This window comes from Kitasatospora albolonga (genome assembly GCF_039535905.1).
GTDB classification, from domain to species: domain Bacteria; phylum Actinomycetota; class Actinomycetes; order Streptomycetales; family Streptomycetaceae; genus Kitasatospora; species Kitasatospora albolonga.
The window spans coordinates 1-17,926 of the sequence record NZ_BAAAYB010000097.1; the positions used below are offsets into that span (position 1 = coordinate 1).

The window sequence follows — 17,926 nt, forward strand, 5'->3', positions numbered from 1 at the left end:
CCTGGCCGAGGAGGTGTTCGCCGCCCACGGCATGACGGGGCTCGACGGCCGCCCTGCCCCACCCCGCGCCCGTCGCCGCCCGGCTCGCCCGCGGCTACCCGCCCCGAGGGCGCCGGCTACGTCGAGCAGCGCGGCCAGTACGCGCCCTGGACGCCGTCCGGCACCGGGCCCGCCGTCACCCCGGACGACATGGGCCGGTACCTGGCCGACCAGCTGAAGGGGGATCAGCTCGCCCGGTCCATGCAGCAGACCCGGGTGACCGCCGACGACCGGATGCCCGGCATGGGCTACGTCCTCGAACACCGCCTGCGGAAGGGCCGCCCGGTGGTGTGGAAGGACGGCGACGTCCCCGGCTACCACAGCGCGATGGCGCTGCTGCCGGAGCAGGGCTTCGGCGTGTACGTGGCCGTCAACGGCGACGGGACCGGCGCCGTCGGCCCCTGGGACGTCCGGAGGATCGTGGACCTGGTCCTGGACAGCCGCCTCCCCGCGGCTCCCGTCCCGGAGGTCCCGGTGACCCCGGAGGCGGCCGGGTCGGCGGCTCACGCCGGACCGTACCGGTCGACCCGCACCAGCCGGAGCAGCCTGATGAAGGCGGCCACGCTGTTCGCCGTTCCGACGGTGGAGGCGGAGCCGGACGGCACCCTCACCACCACCGGACTCTCCCCCGACCCGGCCCGTCCGACCCAGCACTGGATCCCCGTCGGCCCCGGGCCTCTACCGGGAACCGGGACGGCGAGGCCCGGATCTCCTTCCCCGGGGACGGCGTCCTGGTCTCCTCCGAATTCCCCTCCGAGGTCTACGAGAAGCTGCCCTGGTACGACAGCCCGACGCTGGACGTCCCGCTGTTCGGGGCCGGTGCGGCGGCGCTGGTGGCCGCTGCCGTCGGCATCCCGGTCGCGGCGGCCGTCCGGCGGGCCAGGCGGCGTCCGGCCGCACCGCGAGCGGCCCGGTTCGCGCTGCTCGCCGCCTGGGGGTGCGGGGCGCTGAGCGCAGGCTTCCTGGGCGGGTTCGCCGTGGTGGGGGCCGATCCGAACGTCCTGATGGCAGCCGTCCCGCTGAACGCGCCCGGGCTGGCGGCCGTGCCCGTGCTGGCGACCGCCACGGCGGTCTGTGCCCTGCCGATGGTTCCGGCGACGGTGCTGGCCTGGCGCCGGGGGTGGTGGAGCCGGACCGGCCGCGTCGCGTACACCCTGCTGATGGTGGGCGCGGCCGGGTTCTTCGCGGTGGCGGCCGACTACCGCCTGCTGCTGCTCCCCTGAGGGCGGGTCACCTGCGGATTCCCGTTCGTGTGCAGGTGGGAGGCCGTGCGAGTATGCCGGGTCAGCTGCCTGGAGGACCGACCGATGCCCGCACCCCTGCCCGTACCCCCGTCCCTGCCCGTACGCCGCGTGCTCGGCGGCCGTCCGTTCGCCGAGATCGGCGAGCCCGTGGCGGCCGAGCGCAGCGAGGAGCGGGGAGAGGTCGCGGTCGGCGGCGAGCTGGGGGACCTGCAGTGGGCGGGGCGGGACGTCGCAGGCTGGCACGGCCACCGCGTCGGCGTCTACGGGACCGACGCCCTGGACTGCCGACGGCTCGTCAGCAGCCGCTGGCCGGTGCGCTCGCTCGCCTTCCACCCGAGCCTGCCGCTGCTGGCGGTCGGGACGGGCGACTACGACGGCGGCTACATGTTCGAGGGCGAGCTGCTGCTCGTCGACCTCACGGACGGGAGCACGGTCTCCGCCCTGGAGCACGACCGCGAGGTGCGGCGGGTGCGCTGGCGGCAGGACGGTCGTGCACTCGAACTGCTGCTGGCCCCGCCGGACGAGGACGCGGCGAAGAAGCCGTTCACCCGCGGCTTCGAGGCGCTCGTCGAGCGGGCGGACTGGCGGGCCGTCACCGAACGGAGCGTGACCTCGCGCGAGCTCGGCGGGTCGTCGGTGAAGGCCGGACACGACCGCGGCCCGGCGAAGGAGGCCGCCCGGGACCTGGTCGCCGGTCTCGCCGGTGTCGCCGGTGTCGCCGGCGGACGGTCACCGCGGCGCCAGGTCTGGGCGGTCGAGGCGCTGGCCGACGGCCGGGTGCTGGCCGCGCTGGAGGGCACCGCACTGGAGTGCTGGCTGCCCTCCGGCGAGCCCGCCTGGTCGGTGCCCGACCCGGACGGCGGGCGGCAGCTCGCGGTGTGCCCGGGTGAGGCGGCGGCGTGGGTCAACGTGCCCCGGCGTCGGCGTTGGACGGGCTCCGACGGGGAGGACGCCCCCAGCGCCGTCGACCTGCTCTCGCTGGCCGACGGCAGCACCCTCGACTCGGCCGAGGTCCCCTTCCCGGCCTCGATGACGGCCGACGACCGCGGGTGGGTCGCGCTGCGCGACACCCGCGACGAGGAGTCGAAGCCCGCGCTGGTGCTGATCTCGCCGGAGCGGGAGGTCGTGGCGGGCCCGACGGTCGGCGGCTACGACCTCTTCAACCACCACCTGGAGGTGCGGCGCGGCCCCGAGCTGCTGTTCATCCAGGGCAAGCGGAAGAAGCCCTGAAAGGAGCGGCGGTTCGTCTCGCTCGCTCCGGAGACGGGCGGCGGCAAGACGAAGGTCCGCGAACACTTCCCGCTGGAGTGGGACACCGAGCGGAACGGGCGGCTCTTCGGCGGCCCGGCCGTACGCCTCTCCGAAGGCGGCGAGGCCCTGGTCCACGCGGGCTGGATCCACCACGGGCACGGCCTGCTGCCCGGGAACGCGTTCATCGCCCGGCGCGGCTTCCCGGACGGAACCCTGCAGTGGGCGTTCACCGGCGACCACTCCGCCACCGCGCTCGACACCGACGGCCGGACGGTCTACGCGGCCCTCACCTCCGGTGAGGTCCTCGCCCTCGACGCGGTGGACGGCGCGGTGCTGTGGCGCTCTCGCGCGGAGGTCGGCGGGGTGCCGACCGTCGTCCTCTCGCTGACGGTGTCGGGTGGCGGGGAGCTGGTCCTCGGCACGGTGGACGGGCGGATCCTGCTCTGTCCTGTCGGGGGCCGGGGCTAACCTGCGGCCGAGCGGACCAGTGGTGATCAGGGAGGACGTGCCATGGGTGGCAACGAGTGGACGGCGACGGGGCCGTACCAGGAGGACCTGGGGGCGGCCTTCCGGCAGGCCCAGAAGGACGAGCTGACGAGGGATCACCACGGGTTTCCGGGGCGGGACATCGTCGAGCTCTGGGAGGACGAGGCCTGGCAGGAGTACATCCTGACCGGGGGCACGTGCACGGTGCTCGACCACCACGCGCTGATCGACGCCGAGGCGGGCGACCAGTTCGCCATGATGCGCCCCCTGACCGAGGCCGAGATCCGTGGCTGGGCCCCCGACGGCCGGCCCACGCGCGAGCAGTGGGAGGCCGCCACGCGCCGGCTGCTCGACCCGGTCGAGCGTGGGATCGGCCGGTGCACGGTGCTGTACCGGGACGGTGAACCCGCCGAGATCGGCTACTGGGGCTGCACCGCGGACTAGGGCGTTTCTTTCGGATCATCGTGCTGACCAGATGAAGATGGCGGCGAGGTGGAGTCCGGCGAGGTAGATGGTGGCGGTCTTGTCGTAGCGGGTGGCCAGGCCGCGCCAGTGCTTGAGTCTGTTGATGCACCGCTCCACGGTGTTGCGGCGCTTGTAGGTCTCGTAGTCGCATGCGGGTGGTCTGCCTCCGCGTCGGCCCAGGCGTTTGCGGTTGGCGACCTGGTCGGCGGGCTGCGGGATGACGGCCCGGATGCCGCGCCTTCGCAAGTGGGCCCGGATCGCGCGGGAGGAGTAGGCCTTGTCCGCCAGGACCGCCTCCGGCGTGGTTCTGGGTTTGCCGACGGGTCGGGGGACGCGGATGCGGGCCATGAGATTCTCGAACTCCGGCGCGTCCCCGGCCTGTCCGGGGGTGAGGACGAAGGCGAGCGGCCGGCAGTTGCCGTCGGCGGCGAGGTGGATCTTCGTGGTCAGCCCGCCGCGGGAGCGTCCGAGGGCATGGTGGTGGGGCTCGTCGGCCGGAGCCCCTTTTGACGGGCTCCGGCCGCGTGCTGGTGAGCGCGCACGACGGTGGAGTCGACCGCGACGACCCAGTCCAGGTCGCCGTCGGCGTCCGCCTGGGCGAGCAGAGCGGTGAAGACCTTCTCCCAGGTGCCGTCGAGCGCCCACATCCGCAGGCGGTTGTGGGCGCCCTTCCAGGACCCGAACCGCTCGGGCAGGTCCGCCCAAGGCGTCCCGGTGCGGTACTTGAACGCGATCGCGTCGATCACCTGCCGGTGATCACGCCACCTCCCACCCCGCCTCGGTGCACGGTCCGGCAGCAACGGCTCGATCCGCGCCCACTGGGCATCAGTCAACGACACATCAGATCCAACGATCCGATGATCCGAAAGAAACGGCCTAGCTCCGTGCAGTGGTCCGGTGGCGCCCGCCTAACGGGGGGTCACGACCGGTGCGGAGGGGTGGCCGGTGGTGGGGTCGAGGGTGAAGACCGCGGTCTCCTCGTCCGTGGTCACGGTGATCCGGTCGGTCCCGGACCAGGAGGCGCGGCCGAAGTTGCCGCGGGGGTCGCGGTCCCGCCACACGCCCAGGTCCCAGTGGCGGGCCGACCAGCCCCTGCCGGTCAGCACCTGCACCTGGTAGTCCGGGTCGATGGAGCCGGAGACGTTGGTCACCAGCAGAACGCGGTCCGGGTGGTCGGGGTCGGCCACCCGGGTCACCGAAAGGCCGTCGCCCCCGAAGACCATGGCAAGGAAGACGATCGGCGCACCGACGATCAGCAGGGCCACCAGACCGGCCGCGCAGCCGACCTGCGACCACACGGTGCGGAACTCCAGCTCCACCACCAGCGACACCACGGTCAGCCCGATCGCGGTGCCGACCAGCAGCACGGGGTGGTCCAGCCAGTCCTCCAGCACCACCAGGCCGCCCGACCGGTGGGCGAACCTCCCCGGCAGGTAGGCCAGGACCGCCAGCAGGGCCAGGCCCCTGAGCGACCACGCGATCCGTCTGCGCCGCTGCGCCGTCATCCGCCCCCGTTTGATCATGGGCGGGACTGTACTACGCCGCTCGACCGGGCCCGCCGGGCCCCGTCCTGAGGGGCCGTCAGGGCCCGTGTCCTAGCGGTACCAGGTGCGGATGGCGGTGGCGGCCTCGCGGACGTCGGCGTGGCCGTCGCGGATGCGGGCGGCGAGTTCGGCGGCCTGCTTGGGTTCGGCGGTGACGATCACGCCGGAGGCGGCGAGGTAGGAGGCGGTGACCACGGCGGCGAAGTGCTCGTTGGCGAACTCCAGGGCGGGGACGCGGACCAGTTGGTGCATCAGGGCGGCGGCGCGCTGGTTGACGGCGCCGTAGACGGGGACGTCCATCACCTCGTCGACGTGGCGGGCGACGGCGGCGGCCAGCGTGCCGTAGTCGGTGACGTCGGGATCGGTGGGCAGGAACTGGTGGGCGATGTCCAGCAGCCAGGCCCGGTCCACGCGCAGGATCACGCCGCGTCCGCCGTCCCGGCGCCGGCCCGCCTGCCGGCCGGGTACGGCCCGAACTCGGCCTCGAAGGCAGGGCCCCAGGCCTGCGCGAAGTGTGCGGCGGCGGTCAGGAACCGGTCCCGCCGCTCGTCGGCCTCCTCGGCCAGGACCTTGCGCGCGTAGTCGGGCAGGGTCATCCCGGCGGCCTCGGCGCGCTGCTCCAGTGCCTCGTGCACCCCGTCGTCCAGCCGCACGTTGAGTTGCTTCATGGCTCCAACGTAGCGAACGGTAGTGGGTGCTACAAGGTGGTGTCGCGCTCCCGGGGCGGAGGGCCGACGAGCTGGATGCGCTCGGGTGCCGCCGGCGTGCGGGGAACCGGACGGGAGGACTACCGGGCGAAGTGGTGCCAGTGGCCTTCGGAGACGACCTCGACGGTGCCGTCGACGACCGTGATCGCCGATTCGTCGTCCAGGGCGTAGCCCGGGACGGGGAGGCGGGCGGCCCAGCGTTCGGCGTCGGGGGTGGTGTTGTCGGGGCACATCGGGTTGTCGAGGTGGGGGAAGACGGCGAAGTCGACCAGGTCGAGGGCGGTGTCGTCGTCGGGGGCGGCGGTGGGTGGCTGCCAGCCGAGGAACTCGTGGCCGACGTGCGGGGCCGTCACCATGCTGCCGGCGCTCAGGCCGACGTAGACCGTGTCGTGGAGGGTGGGGAAGAGCGCCGCGAGGCCCGAGGTGAGCATCCAGTGGTGCAGGTAGCGGACGTCGCCGCCGCAGACCAGGAGGGCGTCGGTCTCGCGGACCAGGGGGATCCAGTGGTCGTCGGGGAGGCTGGGGAGGGCGGTGAGTTCGAGCATGCCGACGGACTTCCAGCCGAGTTCGACCAGCGGGGTGGGGGACTGCCCGGCGATCTGACGCCAGGTCATGACGGCGGTGCGGGGGAGCATGCCGTACATCGCGGTGGGGATGCACAGGGCGGTGGCGTCGGCGACGGGCTTGTCGAGGAGGTGGGTGAGCGCGTCGCGGATGGTCCCGTTGCTGACGCCGCCGGAGGTGAGGAGGAGTTTCATCGGGCCTTCCGTCGGGGGTCGGGGGCGGGGCCAGGGGTCGGAGGTCGGAGGTCAGGCCAGCCCGGCCGCGATGGCGCGGCGGACGGCGTCGGCGCGGTCCTGGATGCCGGCCTTGGCGAAGAGGTTGTTGATGTGGGTCTTGACCGTGGCCTCGCTGACGAAGAGCTCCTCGGCGATGGCCCGGTTCGGCAGGCCGCGGCCGATCGCCGCGAGCACCTCGCGTTCGCGGCGGGTGAGGTCGGCGGGCAGCGGCTGCGGTTCGGCGGAGGAGCGGCTGCGGGCGGTGGCGAGCAGGCGGTCCTGGACCTCGCGGTCCAGGACGGACTGGCCGGCCGCGGCTGCGCGGACGGCGCGGAGGATGTCCTGGCGGCCGGCGTTCTTGGTGAGGTAGCCGCGGGCCCCGGCGCCGAGGGCGGCCATGATGGACTCGTCGTCGGCGAAGGTGGTGAGCACCACGACGGCCACCTGCGGGTGTTCGGCGGTCAGTCGGCGGGTGCTCTCGATCCCGTCCAGGACCGGCATCCGAAGGTCCATCAGCACCACGTCCACCGGCTGCCCGGCGGCCAGCGCCGCGAGCACCTCGGTGCCGTCGGCCGCCGCCGCGACCACCGTGACGTCGGGCGCCAGGTCGAGCACCGCGGCCAGGGGCTCGCGCACGGCGGCCTGGTCGTCGGCGACCACCACGCGCAGCGGCCGGTTCTCCTCGTCCGGTGCGTCGTTCATCCCGGGATCACCGCCTCCACCAGCCAGCCTCCCCGGTCCGGTCCCTCGGTGACCGGTCCCGTGGTGAGGGTGCCGCCCAGCAGGGCGACCCGTTCCCGCATTCCTACCAGGCCCATCCCACTGCCGGCGGCCGGTTGCCCCGCGCGCCGGGCCGGTCCGTTGCGGACCCGGAGGGTGGTGGAGGCCTCGGCGAAGGCCAGCTCCACCGTGACGGGGCCGCCGGGGGCGTGCCGGGTCGCGTTGGTCAGCGCCTCCTGGGCGATCCGCAGCAGGTTCTGGGTGGAACGCGCGGACAGGTCGCGGACGGTGCCGGTCACCCGCAGGGCGTCGCGGTGCCCGGAGGACTCCGCCATCGCGGCGAGGCTCTCCACCAGCGGGAGGGCGTCCTCGCGCAGCGCGTGCACCGTCCACTGCGCCTGCCGCAGGCTCTCCCGGACCAGGTCGTGCGCCTTGGCGTTGGCCTCCCGCACCTTCGCGAGGTCACCGGTCTCGATCAGCGCGTCGGCCAGCTCCAGCTGCATGTTGATCCCGGCCAGCGAGTGCGCCAGCACGTCGTGGACGTCCCGGGCGATCCGGCCGCGTTCGGTCAGCACGGCGGCCTGGGCCTCGGCCCGGGCGGCGCGTTCGGCCGACTCGGCGGAGGCCACCATCGCCTCCACCGCCCGCTGCCTGCTCCGGCTGAGCATGCCCGTGACCACCGGGACGCCGGTGGTCAGGCCGACCGTCCAGGGGAGCTGCTGGTGGCCCGGGCCGAGGCCGAAGTACAGCACCGCGCCGCAGAGCAGGCTGGTCAGGGCGGCCAGCGCGAGGGCCTGCCGGGCCGGGAAGCGGAAGCCGATGTGACCGGCCAGGAAGTAGGCGAACAGGAAGCCGGAGCCGCTGCTGCTCAGCCCGGTCAGCGCCGCGGCGGCCAGGACGCCGCCGGTCAGCAGCGGCAGGGTGATCCGGGGCGGGCAGTCCGCCGGGAGGTGACGGGACGTCAGGGCGAGCGAGCAGACCACCAGCAGGAGGAGGACGGCCAGGCCGCGGCCCGTGAGGCCGATCGGACGGGTGGTCAGGAACGCGGAGGCGATCACCACCAGGGTGACGACCCAGCGGACCGCGCCGTCCTGACGGAGCAGCACGGTGCGGTGGCCGCCCGGCCCCTGATCAGGGGTCGGGCGGGGGCTGGAGGTGTTCACGGACACGGCGCGACCCTACTCCCGGTTCAGGACGCCCGGCCGGTGCCGACCACGGCCCGCGCGTCGGCCCGCGCGTCGGCCGACTGCGGCAGGACGGTGCTCACGGTGCGGCTGCGCAGGTAGATGGTGGCCAGCCTGGTCACCACCTCGGTGAGCGCCATCAGGACGAAGGCGGCGACCCAGGCCTGCTGACCCGTGATCCGGTGGTCGGCACTGAACCGGGCCACGTGGGGCGCGCCGCCGCCGTAGGTGACCCAGAGCTGGAAGGCCATCCGGGTGCCCATGCCCAGCACCCAGAGGGCGGCGGAGGTGGCTCCGGCCTTGATGAACAGCTGCCCGCCGCGGTTGCGGATCCGGGTGAAGAGGCCGCCGGCGATGCCGAGCGCGGCGCCGACGGCGACCAGGACGGCGATCAGCACCAGGTCGTTGCCGGCGGTGGGCACGCCGTCGAGGTAGCTGTTGGCCACGAAGGCCACGATGGCGAGCGGGACGAGGTAGGAGCGGCGGTCCAGGCGGCCCTCGCGGAGCTGGCGGAAGACCACGAGGAGGAGGGCGAGGTCGGTGATCCATTCGGTGGCTGTCATGGGTCCAAGCCTGCTGATCAGGGGCTCGGAACACCTGCACCCACGGGTGGAAAGAGGGGTGGAGAAAGCCGGTGGAGCTCCTGTCCCGGGCGGCCCGGTGGCTGTGCGTGAGGCCTGCACGCCGGCTGCGCCGCGAGGGCTGGGTCCTGCGCTGATCCGGTGGCCGACGAGGTGGTAGCCGCGGTGGGGGCCACCGAGTTGCCGAACCGGTTTGGGCTCCGTTCGAGGTCAACTCATGGTGATGGCCGGGGGCTTCCCGACCACGTCAACGAGCGCTGCGCGGTCCGCGAGCGATGATCGGTGAGCCACCGTCCTGCGGCAGGACGACCAGGAACCGCCAGAGGCCGGTCTCCACGTTCGCCAGTCCGATCGTCGCCGCGGATGCGAAAGCCTCGGCTGCGGTCCCGGTGCCCTCGGTCAGCTCGTCGAGCTCCGCGTAGAACTTCGCCAGATCCGCGGAGGGGCCGCTGATCCACGAACGGACGTTCGCCCCCTTGCGCAGCGCGGCGAGCAACTCGTCACGCATCGTGCCCTGAGCCGATTCCAGGACTCGACCGTGAAGGCGTTCCTGGACGCACGGCTGCGTCCGGGACAGCTCGGCCTCCCGGCGACACCGCCGGCACGAATGCAGGGCGTCGGGAACGAAGAGATGCAGGTGGACGGTGGTGTGCCGCGCGGAGATTCCGCACAGCGTCCCGCGCTCGCCCGCCGCATGCTCGACACCGGGAACGCCGTTCACCCCGCAGGCACCGAAGCGGGCCGGCTCTCGCGCTGTGGCAAACGACCAGTCATCGTTCGGGGCATCGATCACGCGGAGAGCATGCCACAGCGGCTTCTCGTCCGATCACGATCACGGACGTCGCGAGTTCGACTCGTCAGCGAGCGCGACGAGGGTGTTCACCGTTGGGGGCGTGCGGTGGCCGGATGCTCGGGGTCGAGGGCGTCGGCGCGTCGCCGTAGCTCGGCGGCGATCGGGTCCCAGTCGGGTCCGTGGAAGTCGAGGTTGAGCGCGGCCTCGCGCATCAGGTCGGGTTCGTCGGGGCGTTGCAGCAGGATCAGCCGGTAGGTGAGGTTGCGCAGCCACACCGGCAGGTGGCCGTCGACGTAGTGGGGGTAGAGGGCCCGCAGCATGGCCAGGATCGTTCCGGCGTCGGCGAAGGTCAGCTCCTCGACGAAGTAGACCTCGTCGTGATCGCGCACCGGACAGCCCGGTGTGGGTCGTGGCCCGTCGCCGTAGAGGCATTGGGCGTGCTCGGTCAGTGTGCTGTGCATCTGGCCGGTCCTACGGCCGCCGGTGTTCTCCTCCCGGGTCGCTCACCGCTCAGGCGAGGTGGAGGTCGACGTAGGGGACGGTGTCGCCGGGGAGGGTGTAGCGGTCGGTCTCGGTGAAGCCGTGGTGGAGGGCGAAGAGGAGGCCGTCGTGGTTGGAGGCGAGGACGACGGTGGTGACGGCGGTGGCGCCGAGGGTGCGGGCGTGGGCGAGTTCGTGGTGGTAGAGGGAGGTGCCGTGGCCCTGGCGGCGGTGGGCGGGGAGGATGCGGGCGATGACGGTGGTGGCGGGCTCGTCGTCCGTCGGTGGGCGGACGGTGGCGCAGCCGATGAGGAGGCCGTCGAGGTGGGCGAGGGTGAGGCGGTTGCGGGTGGCGCGTTCGCGGATCTCGTCCGGGGTGAGTTGGTGGGTGGGGATGATCGTGTTGTGGACGTGCTGCCAGTCGAGGAGGTCGGACTCGCCGTCCACGACCCGGATCTGAAGATCGCTCATGGGGGTAGCGAAGCGGGCGGGCGGCGGTGGCGTCAACCGGGATTCGGACACCGGGATTCGGACGCGGAAGCGGACGGGCCCCGGCACCGGGAGGCGGTGGCGGGGCCCGTGCGGAGGTGAGGCGGTGTCAGGGGCTGACGGCCAGGACCAGGTAGGCGCCCATCACGGCGAGGTGGACGCCGCCCTGGAGCGGGGTGGCGCGGCCCGGCATGACGGTGAGGGTGCCGACGGCGATGGTCAGGGCCAGCAGCACCATGTGGGTGGAGTCGAGGCCGAGCACCAGGGGGCCGCTGAGCCAGGCCGAGGCGACCGCGACGGCGGGGATGGTGAGGCCGATGGAGGCGAGGGCCGAGCCGTGCGCCAGGTTGAGGCTGGTCTGGAGGCGGTTGCGGCCGGCCGCGCGGACGGCGGCGATGGTCTCGGGGGCGAGCACCAGCATGGCGATCACCACACCGACCACCGAGGAGGGCAGCCCGGCGTCGGCCACGGTGCGCTCGATGGTGGGGGAGACGCCCTTGCCGAGGCCGACCACGGCGACCAGGGCGACGCCGAGCAGGGCGAGGCTGATCCAGGCCTGCTGCTTGGTCGGCGGCTCGGCGTGGTCGTCGTCGTGGCCGCCGACGTCGTCGAGGATCCGGCCGCTGGGGGAGAGGGGGAGGAAGTAGTCGCGGTGACGGACCGTCAGGGTGCTGACGAAGAGTCCGTAGACCAGCAGCGAGGCGACGGCGGCGAAGACCAGCTGGGTGGTGGAGAACTGCGGACCGGGCTTGCTGGTGGTGAAGGTCGGCAGCACCAGGCTCAGGGTGGCCAGGGTGGCGATCGCGCTGAAGGCCGCGCCGGTGCCCTCGGGGTTGAACACCGCGACCCGGTGGCGCAGTGCGGTGACCAGGATGGAGAGGCCGACGATCCCGTTGCAGGTGATCATCACGGCGGCGAACACGGTGTCCCGGGCCAGGGTGGCGTTCTTCTCGTTGCCGTCGGCCATCAGCGTGACGATCAGGGCCACTTCGATGATGGTGACCGCCACCGCGAGGACCAGGGAGCCGAACGGTTCGCCCACCCGGTGGGCGATCACCTCCGCGTGGTGCACCGCCGCCAGCACCGAGCCCGCGAGGAACAGCGCCACCACCGCGACCACCGGGCCGGGCAGTGATCTGCCCCAGGTGAAGGCGAGCAGCACGAAGGCGAGTACGGGTACGAGGGTGGTCCACTTCACAGCTTCACGACGGGCCTGGGCGTTCATGACCTCGAGTTTTCCAGCCGGGGGAGCCCTGGCACGAAGCCCCGGCCGCCCTCGGCGTGTCGCCCGTGGCGGCCCCGGCGGGGAGTGGCCGGGGCCGCCACGGGTGACGCTGCGTCAGTGTCCGGCGTGCAGCGAGTCGGTGGCCTTGATCTGCTTCCAGGACCGGGGCTCCTGCGGGGCCGCGGCCTTGGCGAGGCCCTGCGGGGCCGAGGGGGCGGCGGGGGTGGTGGCGGTGCCGGGGGCCGGCTTGCCCGGGGTGAGCAGCCAGCTGTCGAGCAGGGCGGACAGCGGCTTGCCGGAGATCCGCTCGGCGTAGGAGCGGAAGTCCGCCAGGGAGGCGTTGCCGAGCCGGTGCTCGGTCGGCCAGCCGCGCAGGATGGCGAAGAAGGCCTGCTCGCCGACCGCGTTGCGCAGCGCCTGGACGGCGAGGGCGCCCCGGTCGTAGACGGCGCTGTGGAACTGGTTGTCCGCGCCCGGGTCGCCGGGGAGCACCTGCCACCACGGGTCGTCGGCCGGGCGGGAGGCGTACGTCCAGTCGGCCAGCTCCTGGGCGGTGCCCTCGCCCTCGTGCTCGGACCAGAGCCACTGGGCGTAGCGGGCGAAGCCCTCGTTCAGCCAGATGTCGCTCCAGCGCTCCAGCGAGACGCTGTCGCCGTACCACTGGTGGGCCAGCTCGTGGGCGACCACGGAGGTGTTGGAGCCGGCGGCGAAGACCTTGGGGCTGTAGAAGACCTGACCCTGCGTCTCCAGGGCGTACCGGGTGGGCACGTTGGGGACGTAGCCGCCGACGGTGGCGAAGGGGTACGGGCCGAACTGGGTGGCCAGCCAGTCGGTGATCTCGCCGGTGCGCTCCAGGCTGGCGCGGGCCGCTCCCTCGTACTCGCCGAGGTCGCGGCTGTAGGCGGTGATGACGGGTACGCCGGCGGCCGTGGTGGTGGTCGTGGTGTCCAGGTCGAAGCGGCCGACGGCGAGGGTGGCCAGGTAGGTGGCCTGCGGCTTGGTCTGGCGCCAGCTGTACCTGGTCCAGCCGAGCTTGGAGGACTGGCCGACCAGGGCGCCGTTGCTGATCGCCTGGGTGCCGTCCGGGACGGCGACGGAGACGTCGAAGGTGGCCTTGTCGGTCGGGTGGTCGTTGCTCGGGTACCACCACCAGGAGCCCTCGGGCTCGTTGGCCGCGACGCCGCCGTCCGGGGTGCGCTGCCAGCCGGTCCAGCCGTAGACCTTCCGGCTGGAGGGCACGTCGTCGTACCGGACGACGACGGTCACCTTCCTGCCCTTGGCGAGCGGGGCGGCGGGGGTGATCTCCAGCTCGTGGTCGCCGGTGGCGGCGAACTTCGCCTGACGGCCGTTCACCTGGACCTCCTGGACGGCCAGGGCGAAGTCCAGGTTGAAGCGGGCCAGCGCCTCGGTGGTGGTGGCCAGGATGGTGGCCGTGCCCGAGAGCTGGTCGGTGGCGGGCTGGTAGGTCAGGCGCAGGTCGTAGTGCGAGACGTCGTAGCCGCCGTTGCCGTAGTCCGGGTAGTACGGGTCGCCGACGCCGGCGGAGCCGTAGGGGGCCGTGCCCGCGGTGGCGGGTTGGGCCAGGAGCAGGACGGCTGCTGCGGCGGCGGCGAGGGTCAGCCTGGTGCGCACGGGGTCCTCCGGTGCGTCGAGTACGGACGGGGTCGTTCGACGCTAGAGCGTGCGGGGGTCGGTGGGGTGGGGATCGGCGGGGCCGTTATGAAATGTTCACGCCAGTTCATTCGCGGCAACGGGCGCTGCCGGGACGGTCGGTGACGGGTCGTCGAACGCCGTGACGTCCTCCTGGCGCACCAGGTTGTCGGCGGCGAGCACCTCGCTGCGCAGCGCCGAACCGGCGGCGGCCCGTGCGGCGGCGACGGCCGGGTGCGAGAAGGAGACGGTCAGGACGTACGGGGGCGGCCCGGTGATGGTGTTGTGGCTGTCGATCGGCGGAGAGAGCCCCTTGCCGATCCGGCTGAGGTCCTGGCCGGGGCAGAGCGCCAGCGCGTCCAGCCGGACGGTGCCGCCGAGCGGGGCCGCCAGGCCGCCGTCCGGGGTGCGCGTGGTGCCCTCGACGAGGGTGACGGGGAGGTGGTGGCCGCCGGCCACCAGTCCGTCCGGGCCCTCGATCTCGACGGTCACGCCCTCGGCGCCGAGGGAGGCGGGGAGGGTGAGCGGCACCAGGCCCGGGGCGACGGCGAGGTCGATCTCGAACTCGCCGGGGTCGTCGCCGGAGAGGCGCTGCGAACCGTAGGAGGTGAGCACCAGCTGCGGGCCCTTGATCCGCCCCACCGGCTCGAACGGCGGGAGGGCGTGGCGGTGCCGGCCCTTGGCGCCGCACGCGCTGCCCATCGAGGTGCCGCCGCCGGGCAGGGCCAGGTCGCTGGTCGAGCCCACGACCGGGTTGTGGGTGGGACGGCCGCCGCGGTGGGCGGGGGAGAAGTCGGAGTAGCTGACCGCCACCGCCAGGAGCAGCAGTCCGCAGAGCACCCAGAGCGCGAGCTTCCCCCGGCGGTCGATCCAGCGGGAGGCCTTCGCCGACACCGGGTCGGACGGCGACCAGCGGCGGCCGCCCGGGTCGACCGGGGCCTCCTCCCGCCACTTGGCGGCGAGCATCCGGGCCCGGGCCGAACCCTCCTGGGCGGTGGCGCCCTTGACGAAGTCCTCGTCCAGCACCAGCCCCTCGAACGGGTCCGGCCCGGAGGGGCGGTCGGAGCGGTCGGTGGGGTTGCTGGGGTCCGGGCGACGCTGGTCCGGATCTTCGGCTATCGGCACGGGCAGAAGTATGCACCGGTGCACCGACGGTCCGGTCGCTAGGGTGGGGCCATGATCATTCCACCGCCGCCGGGCGACTTCCGGGCGTACCTGTTCGACTGCGACGGGACCGTCGTCGACTCCATGCCCGTCCACCACCGGGCGTGGAGCGCGGCCGTCGGTGAGTGGGGCGGCGAGTTCCCCGAGGGCCTCTTCTACGCCTGGGGCGGCCGCCCGGTCGCCGACATCGTCGCGGACCTGAACGCGCGTCAGGGCCTGGCCATGCCGGTCGCCGAGGTGGCCGCCCGCCGCGAGGAGCTGTACCGCGAGCTGCTCCCCGAGGTGGCGCTGCTGCCCGGCATCCTGCCGCACGTCGAGGAGGCCTTCCGTCACCGCCGCTCGGCCGTGGTCTCCGGCAGCACCCGTGACTCGGTCGAGGCCTCGCTGAAGGCGGTGGGCGTGGAGGGGATGTTCGCGACCCTGGTCTGCGCCGAGGATGTCACCCGGCCCAAGCCCGACCCGGAGGGCTTCCTGCTGGCCGCCCACCGCCTGGGTGTCGAGCCGCGGCACTGCCTGGTCTTCGAGGACTCCGTGCTCGGCCTGGAGGCGGCGGCCGCCGCCGGGATGGCCGCCGTGGACGTGCTCGCACCGCGCGGCTGATCGCGGGGCTGACCTCGGGGCTGACCGGGCGTCAGACCGTCGCCCAGGTACGGCCCTCCGGGAGGTCGGCCAGGCCGGGGGCGGAGAGGTGCAGGACCTCGTAGTGCTCCTCGCCGGCGGCGGGGCGGGGGCGGGGGCCGGCGAGGAGGACGAAGCGCAGCAGCTGCCAGTGGTGCGGGTCGAGGGCCAGCGCGGCGGTGTGGACGTCCTCCTGCCGGGCCAGCTCGGCGAGTTCCTCGGTCTCGCGGGCGATCAGCTCGGTGAGGCCGAGGCCGGTGCGGTCCCGGTCGGGGTCGACCGGCACGGCGGTGAGGCGGCGGGAGGCGGCGCGGGGCACGGCCGCGCGGGCCGGGCCGGCGTGCTGGGCCAGGCCGGTCCAGTGCAGGGCGGCCGGGCGGCCGAAGTCCCGGACGATGTTCTGGAAGCCGCCGCCACCGACCAGGAAACGGGCCATCTCCCCGGTGTCGTTCCACAGGTAGAACGGGGCGTACTGGTTCACCGGTGATCCCTGCTCGCCGCGCTCGCGGATCAGGTACGCCTTCAGCCCGAGACCGGCCCGGTCGTCGAGGACGTGCCCGCCGACGGCCACCCGCTTGCGGATGATCCCCATGTCGTAGTCGGCGGGCAGGGTGAGCTCGTACTGCTTGGCGTACACGGTGGGACCTCTCCGGCAGCAGGCGGTTCGACGGGCCGTCAGGTGATCAGCCTAGATGCCCGTCGTACCGGGGCGGGGCGGTACGGCAGGATGTCCCGGCAGACGTGTCACCCGATGGATGAGAGGCGGTCCCCATGGGCCCCGTGTACCCACCCGCGCCCCGGCCACCGCTCCTGGAGCGGGCGTGGTGGTGGCTGCCGAGCGACGAGCGGCGCGCCAGGCGCGAGCGGCGCCGGGCCTGGGAGCGCTACAAGGCCCAGCAGAAGAAGCAGAAGGACAAGGACAACGACTGCTGCGACGCCCTCGACTGCGCCGACGGCTGCACCGACCCCTGTCTGATCGCGCTGATCCCGGTGGTGTTCACCTCCGGCCTGCGGGCCGTGCTCACCGCCCACCGCGGGCCCCGGCTCCCCGGCGGCCGCGCCTCCGCCTTCCTGCACGGCTCGGTGGAGCACTACCGCACCCGGATCAGCCCCGGCCGCGCCGCCTACTGCCCGTACACCCCGAGCTGCTCCACCTACGCCGTGCAGGCCCTGCACCGCCACGGCGCCCTGCGCGCCACCCGCCTGACGGCCGGTCGGCTGCTGCGCTGCCGCCCGGGCACCCGGGGCGGCAGCGACCCGGTGCCCGAGTAGTCCTCGTCGCTCAGTCGGAGGGCAGCGCGGTGAAGAGCGCCTCGGTGAAGGTGGTCACCCCGGTGAAGCCGAGGCGCTCGTAGAGGCGGACGGCGGTGGCGTTGTCGGCGCGGACGTTGAGCCCGATGTGGTCGGCGGTCTCCGCCAGGCGGTTGCAGAGGGCGGCCACGCAGGCCGCCGCCGCGCCGCGCCCGCGCAGCTCGGGCAGGGCGGTGACGTTGCCGAGCACCGCCACCCGCTGCTCCGCCGACCACGCGTGCACCCCGGCCACCGCCGCCAGCCGCCCCTCGTGCCGGACGCCCACGTACTGGCCGGTGTCGAGCATCCGGTCGTCGAACCAGTTGCCGGGGTAGGCGGCGGCGAACAGCCCCAGCAGCTCCGGGAGTTCGCTCCGGGTGAGCACGGCCGGCTCCCACGGACCGGGCTCGTGCGCGATGGTGGGGGTGGGGTCGGTCAGCACCATCCGCAGGAGCGTGTCCCGTCCGCTCAAGCGGTAGGAACCCTCCAGGACCTTCACGGCGCCCTCCGGCAGGTGCCCGATGAAGCGTCGCGGCAGCACCGGCAGCAGCGCGGCGGCCAGTTCCTCCGCCCCCGCCGCCCGCTCCGGCCGCGCCGACACCAGCACCGTCGGCGTCTCGCCGACGGCGTACAGCAGTGCCACCGGGCCCCCGTCGTCGAGGGCGTACCAGCTGGTGTGCGGCCACAACAGGTCGTCCAGGTCGCCGAGTTCGAGCAGGTGCGGCGCCGGGTCGTGGAGCAGGCGGGCGCCGAGGGCGGCCCGGTCGTGCAGGCTGTGCAGGGTGCGCGGAGACATCCCGGCAGCCTACCGGGGCGCCCTGGCGCGGGATCAGAGGTAGACGTTGCCCACGCTGGAGGCGAAGTCGGGGGAGGTGCGGTGGTGCATGGCCGCCGAGTGGGCGGGGAGCGGGTGAGGGCGGCCCAGCTCCGTGTGGTGGTTCTGACGGTTGCCCAGCTGTGCGAGCCGGCGCAGGGCGGTCCTGACGGTCGTGATCATGCGGTTCACGTGCACGCCTCCGGGGCTCCGGTGGAGTGGATCCCACTCCCTCGGTGATCACGCTAGGCGTGGACGCCCGCCGTGGGGAAGGGAGTTGAGCGAAACCTGAGGCGGCAGGTAGGGGCAGGTCAGGAGGGGTCGCCGTTGAGCCGTCCGAAGGGGACGTGCACGCTGGGGCCGGGTCGCACTGTCCCTCGGCGTCACGCGACAGGCGGGCGGG

23 protein-coding genes are annotated in these 17,926 nt (G+C 73.6%); 6 read left to right on the forward strand and 17 right to left on the reverse strand.

Annotated elements, in window-relative coordinates; all coding sequences use genetic code 11:
• From ABD946_RS24015 to ABD946_RS24030, 4 genes are all read left to right on the forward strand, one after another.
• Positions 1 to 990, forward strand: a 990-nt coding sequence (locus ABD946_RS24015; RefSeq protein WP_345286868.1) for a serine hydrolase, incomplete at its 5' end; no start/stop codon positions are given.
• Positions 991 to 1,043: 53 nt separating this feature from the next.
• Entirely contained in the window at positions 1,044 to 1,262 is a 219-nt protein-coding gene (locus tag ABD946_RS24020; protein ID WP_345286870.1) for a hypothetical protein, read from the forward strand.
• A gap of 84 nt (positions 1,263 to 1,346) precedes the next feature.
• Positions 1,347 to 2,513 (forward strand): hypothetical protein, encoded by a 1,167-nt coding sequence (locus ABD946_RS24025; RefSeq protein ID WP_345286871.1) that lies wholly within the window; start codon positions 1,347 to 1,349, stop codon positions 2,511 to 2,513.
• 531 nt (positions 2,514 to 3,044) lie between these two features.
• Positions 3,045 to 3,464: a hypothetical protein gene (locus tag ABD946_RS24030; RefSeq protein ID WP_345286873.1), complete on the forward strand. Its 420-nt coding sequence runs from the start codon at positions 3,045 to 3,047 to the stop codon at positions 3,462 to 3,464.
• 15 nt (positions 3,465 to 3,479) lie between these two features.
• Here the strand turns inward: ABD946_RS24030 and ABD946_RS24035 are convergent.
• From ABD946_RS24035 to ABD946_RS24100, 14 genes are all read right to left on the reverse strand, one after another.
• A protein-coding gene (locus ABD946_RS24035) for an IS5 family transposase (protein ID WP_425558654.1) occupies positions 3,480 to 4,339 on the reverse strand; the annotation gives its coding sequence in 2 pieces (ribosomal slippage) (positions 3,480 to 3,982 and positions 3,982 to 4,339; 861 coding nt in all).
• A 54-nt stretch (positions 4,340 to 4,393) separates the two neighbouring features.
• Positions 4,394 to 5,008, reverse strand: coding sequence for a hypothetical protein (locus ABD946_RS24040; protein ID WP_345286875.1), 615 nt, complete (start codon positions 5,006 to 5,008; stop codon positions 4,394 to 4,396).
• A 72-nt stretch (positions 5,009 to 5,080) separates the two neighbouring features.
• Positions 5,081 to 5,452, reverse strand: a complete 372-nt coding sequence (locus ABD946_RS24045) for a fic family toxin-antitoxin system, toxin component (RefSeq protein WP_345286877.1) — start codon at positions 5,450 to 5,452, stop codon at positions 5,081 to 5,083.
• The gene (locus ABD946_RS24050; protein WP_345286879.1) at positions 5,449 to 5,697 is read right to left on the reverse strand and encodes a hypothetical protein; all 249 of its coding nucleotides are present in this window, start codon (positions 5,695 to 5,697) and stop codon (positions 5,449 to 5,451) included. The genes ABD946_RS24045 and ABD946_RS24050 overlap by 4 nt, the downstream gene beginning before the upstream one ends.
• A 119-nt stretch (positions 5,698 to 5,816) precedes the next feature.
• On the reverse strand, positions 5,817 to 6,494 hold the full coding sequence (locus tag ABD946_RS24055; RefSeq protein ID WP_345286881.1) for a Type 1 glutamine amidotransferase-like domain-containing protein: 678 nt from the start codon (positions 6,492 to 6,494) through the stop codon (positions 5,817 to 5,819).
• Positions 6,495 to 6,545: 51 nt separating this feature from the next.
• Positions 6,546 to 7,217 (reverse strand): response regulator transcription factor, encoded by a 672-nt coding sequence (locus ABD946_RS24060; protein WP_345286883.1) that lies wholly within the window; start codon positions 7,215 to 7,217, stop codon positions 6,546 to 6,548.
• Entirely contained in the window at positions 7,214 to 8,404 is a 1,191-nt protein-coding gene (locus tag ABD946_RS24065; protein ID WP_345286885.1) for a sensor histidine kinase, read from the reverse strand. The genes ABD946_RS24060 and ABD946_RS24065 overlap by 4 nt, the downstream gene beginning before the upstream one ends.
• Positions 8,405 to 8,424: 20 nt before the next feature.
• The gene (locus ABD946_RS24070; protein WP_345286887.1) at positions 8,425 to 8,982 is read right to left on the reverse strand and encodes a hypothetical protein; all 558 of its coding nucleotides are present in this window, start codon (positions 8,980 to 8,982) and stop codon (positions 8,425 to 8,427) included.
• Between the two features lie 265 nt (positions 8,983 to 9,247).
• Positions 9,248 to 9,793, reverse strand: coding sequence for a hypothetical protein (locus tag ABD946_RS24075; RefSeq protein ID WP_345286889.1), 546 nt, complete (start codon positions 9,791 to 9,793; stop codon positions 9,248 to 9,250).
• An 86-nt stretch (positions 9,794 to 9,879) separates the two neighbouring features.
• Positions 9,880 to 10,254 carry a hypothetical protein gene (locus ABD946_RS24080; protein WP_345286891.1) on the reverse strand — a complete coding sequence of 125 codons (375 nt, stop codon included), beginning with the start codon at positions 10,252 to 10,254 and terminating at the stop codon, positions 9,880 to 9,882.
• Between the two features lie 49 nt (positions 10,255 to 10,303).
• Positions 10,304 to 10,744 (reverse strand): GNAT family N-acetyltransferase, encoded by a 441-nt coding sequence (locus tag ABD946_RS24085; protein ID WP_345286893.1) that lies wholly within the window; start codon positions 10,742 to 10,744, stop codon positions 10,304 to 10,306.
• Positions 10,745 to 10,871: 127 nt separating this feature from the next.
• Positions 10,872 to 11,987 (reverse strand): calcium:cation antiporter, encoded by a 1,116-nt coding sequence (locus ABD946_RS24090; protein WP_345286895.1) that lies wholly within the window; start codon positions 11,985 to 11,987, stop codon positions 10,872 to 10,874.
• A 114-nt stretch (positions 11,988 to 12,101) separates the two neighbouring features.
• Positions 12,102 to 13,619 (reverse strand): M1 family metallopeptidase, encoded by a 1,518-nt coding sequence (locus tag ABD946_RS24095; protein WP_345286897.1) that lies wholly within the window; start codon positions 13,617 to 13,619, stop codon positions 12,102 to 12,104.
• A gap of 96 nt (positions 13,620 to 13,715) precedes the next feature.
• The gene (locus tag ABD946_RS24100) at positions 13,716 to 14,762 is read right to left on the reverse strand and encodes an SCO2583/SCO2584 N-terminal domain-containing protein (protein WP_345286899.1); all 1,047 of its coding nucleotides are present in this window, start codon (positions 14,760 to 14,762) and stop codon (positions 13,716 to 13,718) included.
• A 51-nt stretch (positions 14,763 to 14,813) separates the two neighbouring features.
• Here ABD946_RS24100 and ABD946_RS24105 point away from each other — a divergent pair, with 51 nt between their 5' ends.
• The gene (locus ABD946_RS24105; RefSeq protein ID WP_345286901.1) at positions 14,814 to 15,401 is read left to right on the forward strand and encodes an HAD family hydrolase; all 588 of its coding nucleotides are present in this window, start codon (positions 14,814 to 14,816) and stop codon (positions 15,399 to 15,401) included.
• Between the two features lie 31 nt (positions 15,402 to 15,432).
• Here ABD946_RS24105 and ABD946_RS24110 read toward each other — a convergent pair whose 3' ends face one another.
• The gene (locus ABD946_RS24110) at positions 15,433 to 16,056 is read right to left on the reverse strand and encodes a DUF4865 family protein (RefSeq protein ID WP_345286903.1); all 624 of its coding nucleotides are present in this window, start codon (positions 16,054 to 16,056) and stop codon (positions 15,433 to 15,435) included.
• A 134-nt stretch (positions 16,057 to 16,190) separates the two neighbouring features.
• Here ABD946_RS24110 and yidD point away from each other — a divergent pair, with 134 nt between their 5' ends.
• Positions 16,191 to 16,691: a membrane protein insertion efficiency factor YidD gene (yidD, locus tag ABD946_RS24115; protein ID WP_345286905.1), complete on the forward strand. Its 501-nt coding sequence runs from the start codon at positions 16,191 to 16,193 to the stop codon at positions 16,689 to 16,691.
• A 10-nt stretch (positions 16,692 to 16,701) separates the two neighbouring features.
• Here yidD and ABD946_RS24120 read toward each other — a convergent pair whose 3' ends face one another.
• Positions 16,702 to 17,505 (reverse strand): GNAT family N-acetyltransferase, encoded by an 804-nt coding sequence (locus tag ABD946_RS24120; RefSeq protein WP_345286907.1) that lies wholly within the window; start codon positions 17,503 to 17,505, stop codon positions 16,702 to 16,704.
• A gap of 33 nt (positions 17,506 to 17,538) precedes the next feature.
• Positions 17,539 to 17,715, reverse strand: coding sequence for a hypothetical protein (locus ABD946_RS24125; protein WP_345286909.1), 177 nt, complete (start codon positions 17,713 to 17,715; stop codon positions 17,539 to 17,541).
• Positions 17,716 to 17,926 lie beyond the last annotated feature (211 nt).

Excerpts from the sequence above, each read along its gene's own strand:
- ABD946_RS24070 (WP_345286887.1), bottom strand. The coding sequence starts at position 8,982 with ATGACAGCCACCGAATGGATCACCGACCTCGCCCTCCTCCTCGTGGTC.
- ABD946_RS24085 (WP_345286893.1), bottom strand. The coding sequence starts at position 10,744 with ATGAGCGATCTTCAGATCCGGGTCGTGGACGGCGAGTCCGACCTCCTC.
- ABD946_RS24060 (WP_345286883.1), bottom strand. The coding sequence starts at position 7,217 with ATGAACGACGCACCGGACGAGGAGAACCGGCCGCTGCGCGTGGTGGTC.
- ABD946_RS24080 (WP_345286891.1), bottom strand. The coding sequence starts at position 10,254 with ATGCACAGCACACTGACCGAGCACGCCCAATGCCTCTACGGCGACGGG.
- ABD946_RS24120 (WP_345286907.1), bottom strand. The coding sequence starts at position 17,505 with ATGTCTCCGCGCACCCTGCACAGCCTGCACGACCGGGCCGCCCTCGGC.
- yidD (WP_345286905.1), top strand. The coding sequence starts at position 16,191 with ATGGGCCCCGTGTACCCACCCGCGCCCCGGCCACCGCTCCTGGAGCGG.
- ABD946_RS24105 (WP_345286901.1), top strand. The coding sequence starts at position 14,814 with ATGATCATTCCACCGCCGCCGGGCGACTTCCGGGCGTACCTGTTCGAC.
- ABD946_RS24050 (WP_345286879.1), bottom strand. The coding sequence starts at position 5,697 with ATGAAGCAACTCAACGTGCGGCTGGACGACGGGGTGCACGAGGCACTG.
- ABD946_RS24030 (WP_345286873.1), top strand. The coding sequence starts at position 3,045 with ATGGGTGGCAACGAGTGGACGGCGACGGGGCCGTACCAGGAGGACCTG.
- ABD946_RS24090 (WP_345286895.1), bottom strand. The coding sequence starts at position 11,987 with ATGAACGCCCAGGCCCGTCGTGAAGCTGTGAAGTGGACCACCCTCGTA.
- ABD946_RS24055 (WP_345286881.1), bottom strand. The coding sequence starts at position 6,494 with ATGAAACTCCTCCTCACCTCCGGCGGCGTCAGCAACGGGACCATCCGC.
- ABD946_RS24025 (WP_345286871.1), top strand. The coding sequence starts at position 1,347 with ATGCCCGCACCCCTGCCCGTACCCCCGTCCCTGCCCGTACGCCGCGTG.
- ABD946_RS24040 (WP_345286875.1), bottom strand. The coding sequence starts at position 5,008 with ATGATCAAACGGGGGCGGATGACGGCGCAGCGGCGCAGACGGATCGCG.
- ABD946_RS24020 (WP_345286870.1), top strand. The coding sequence starts at position 1,044 with ATGGCAGCCGTCCCGCTGAACGCGCCCGGGCTGGCGGCCGTGCCCGTG.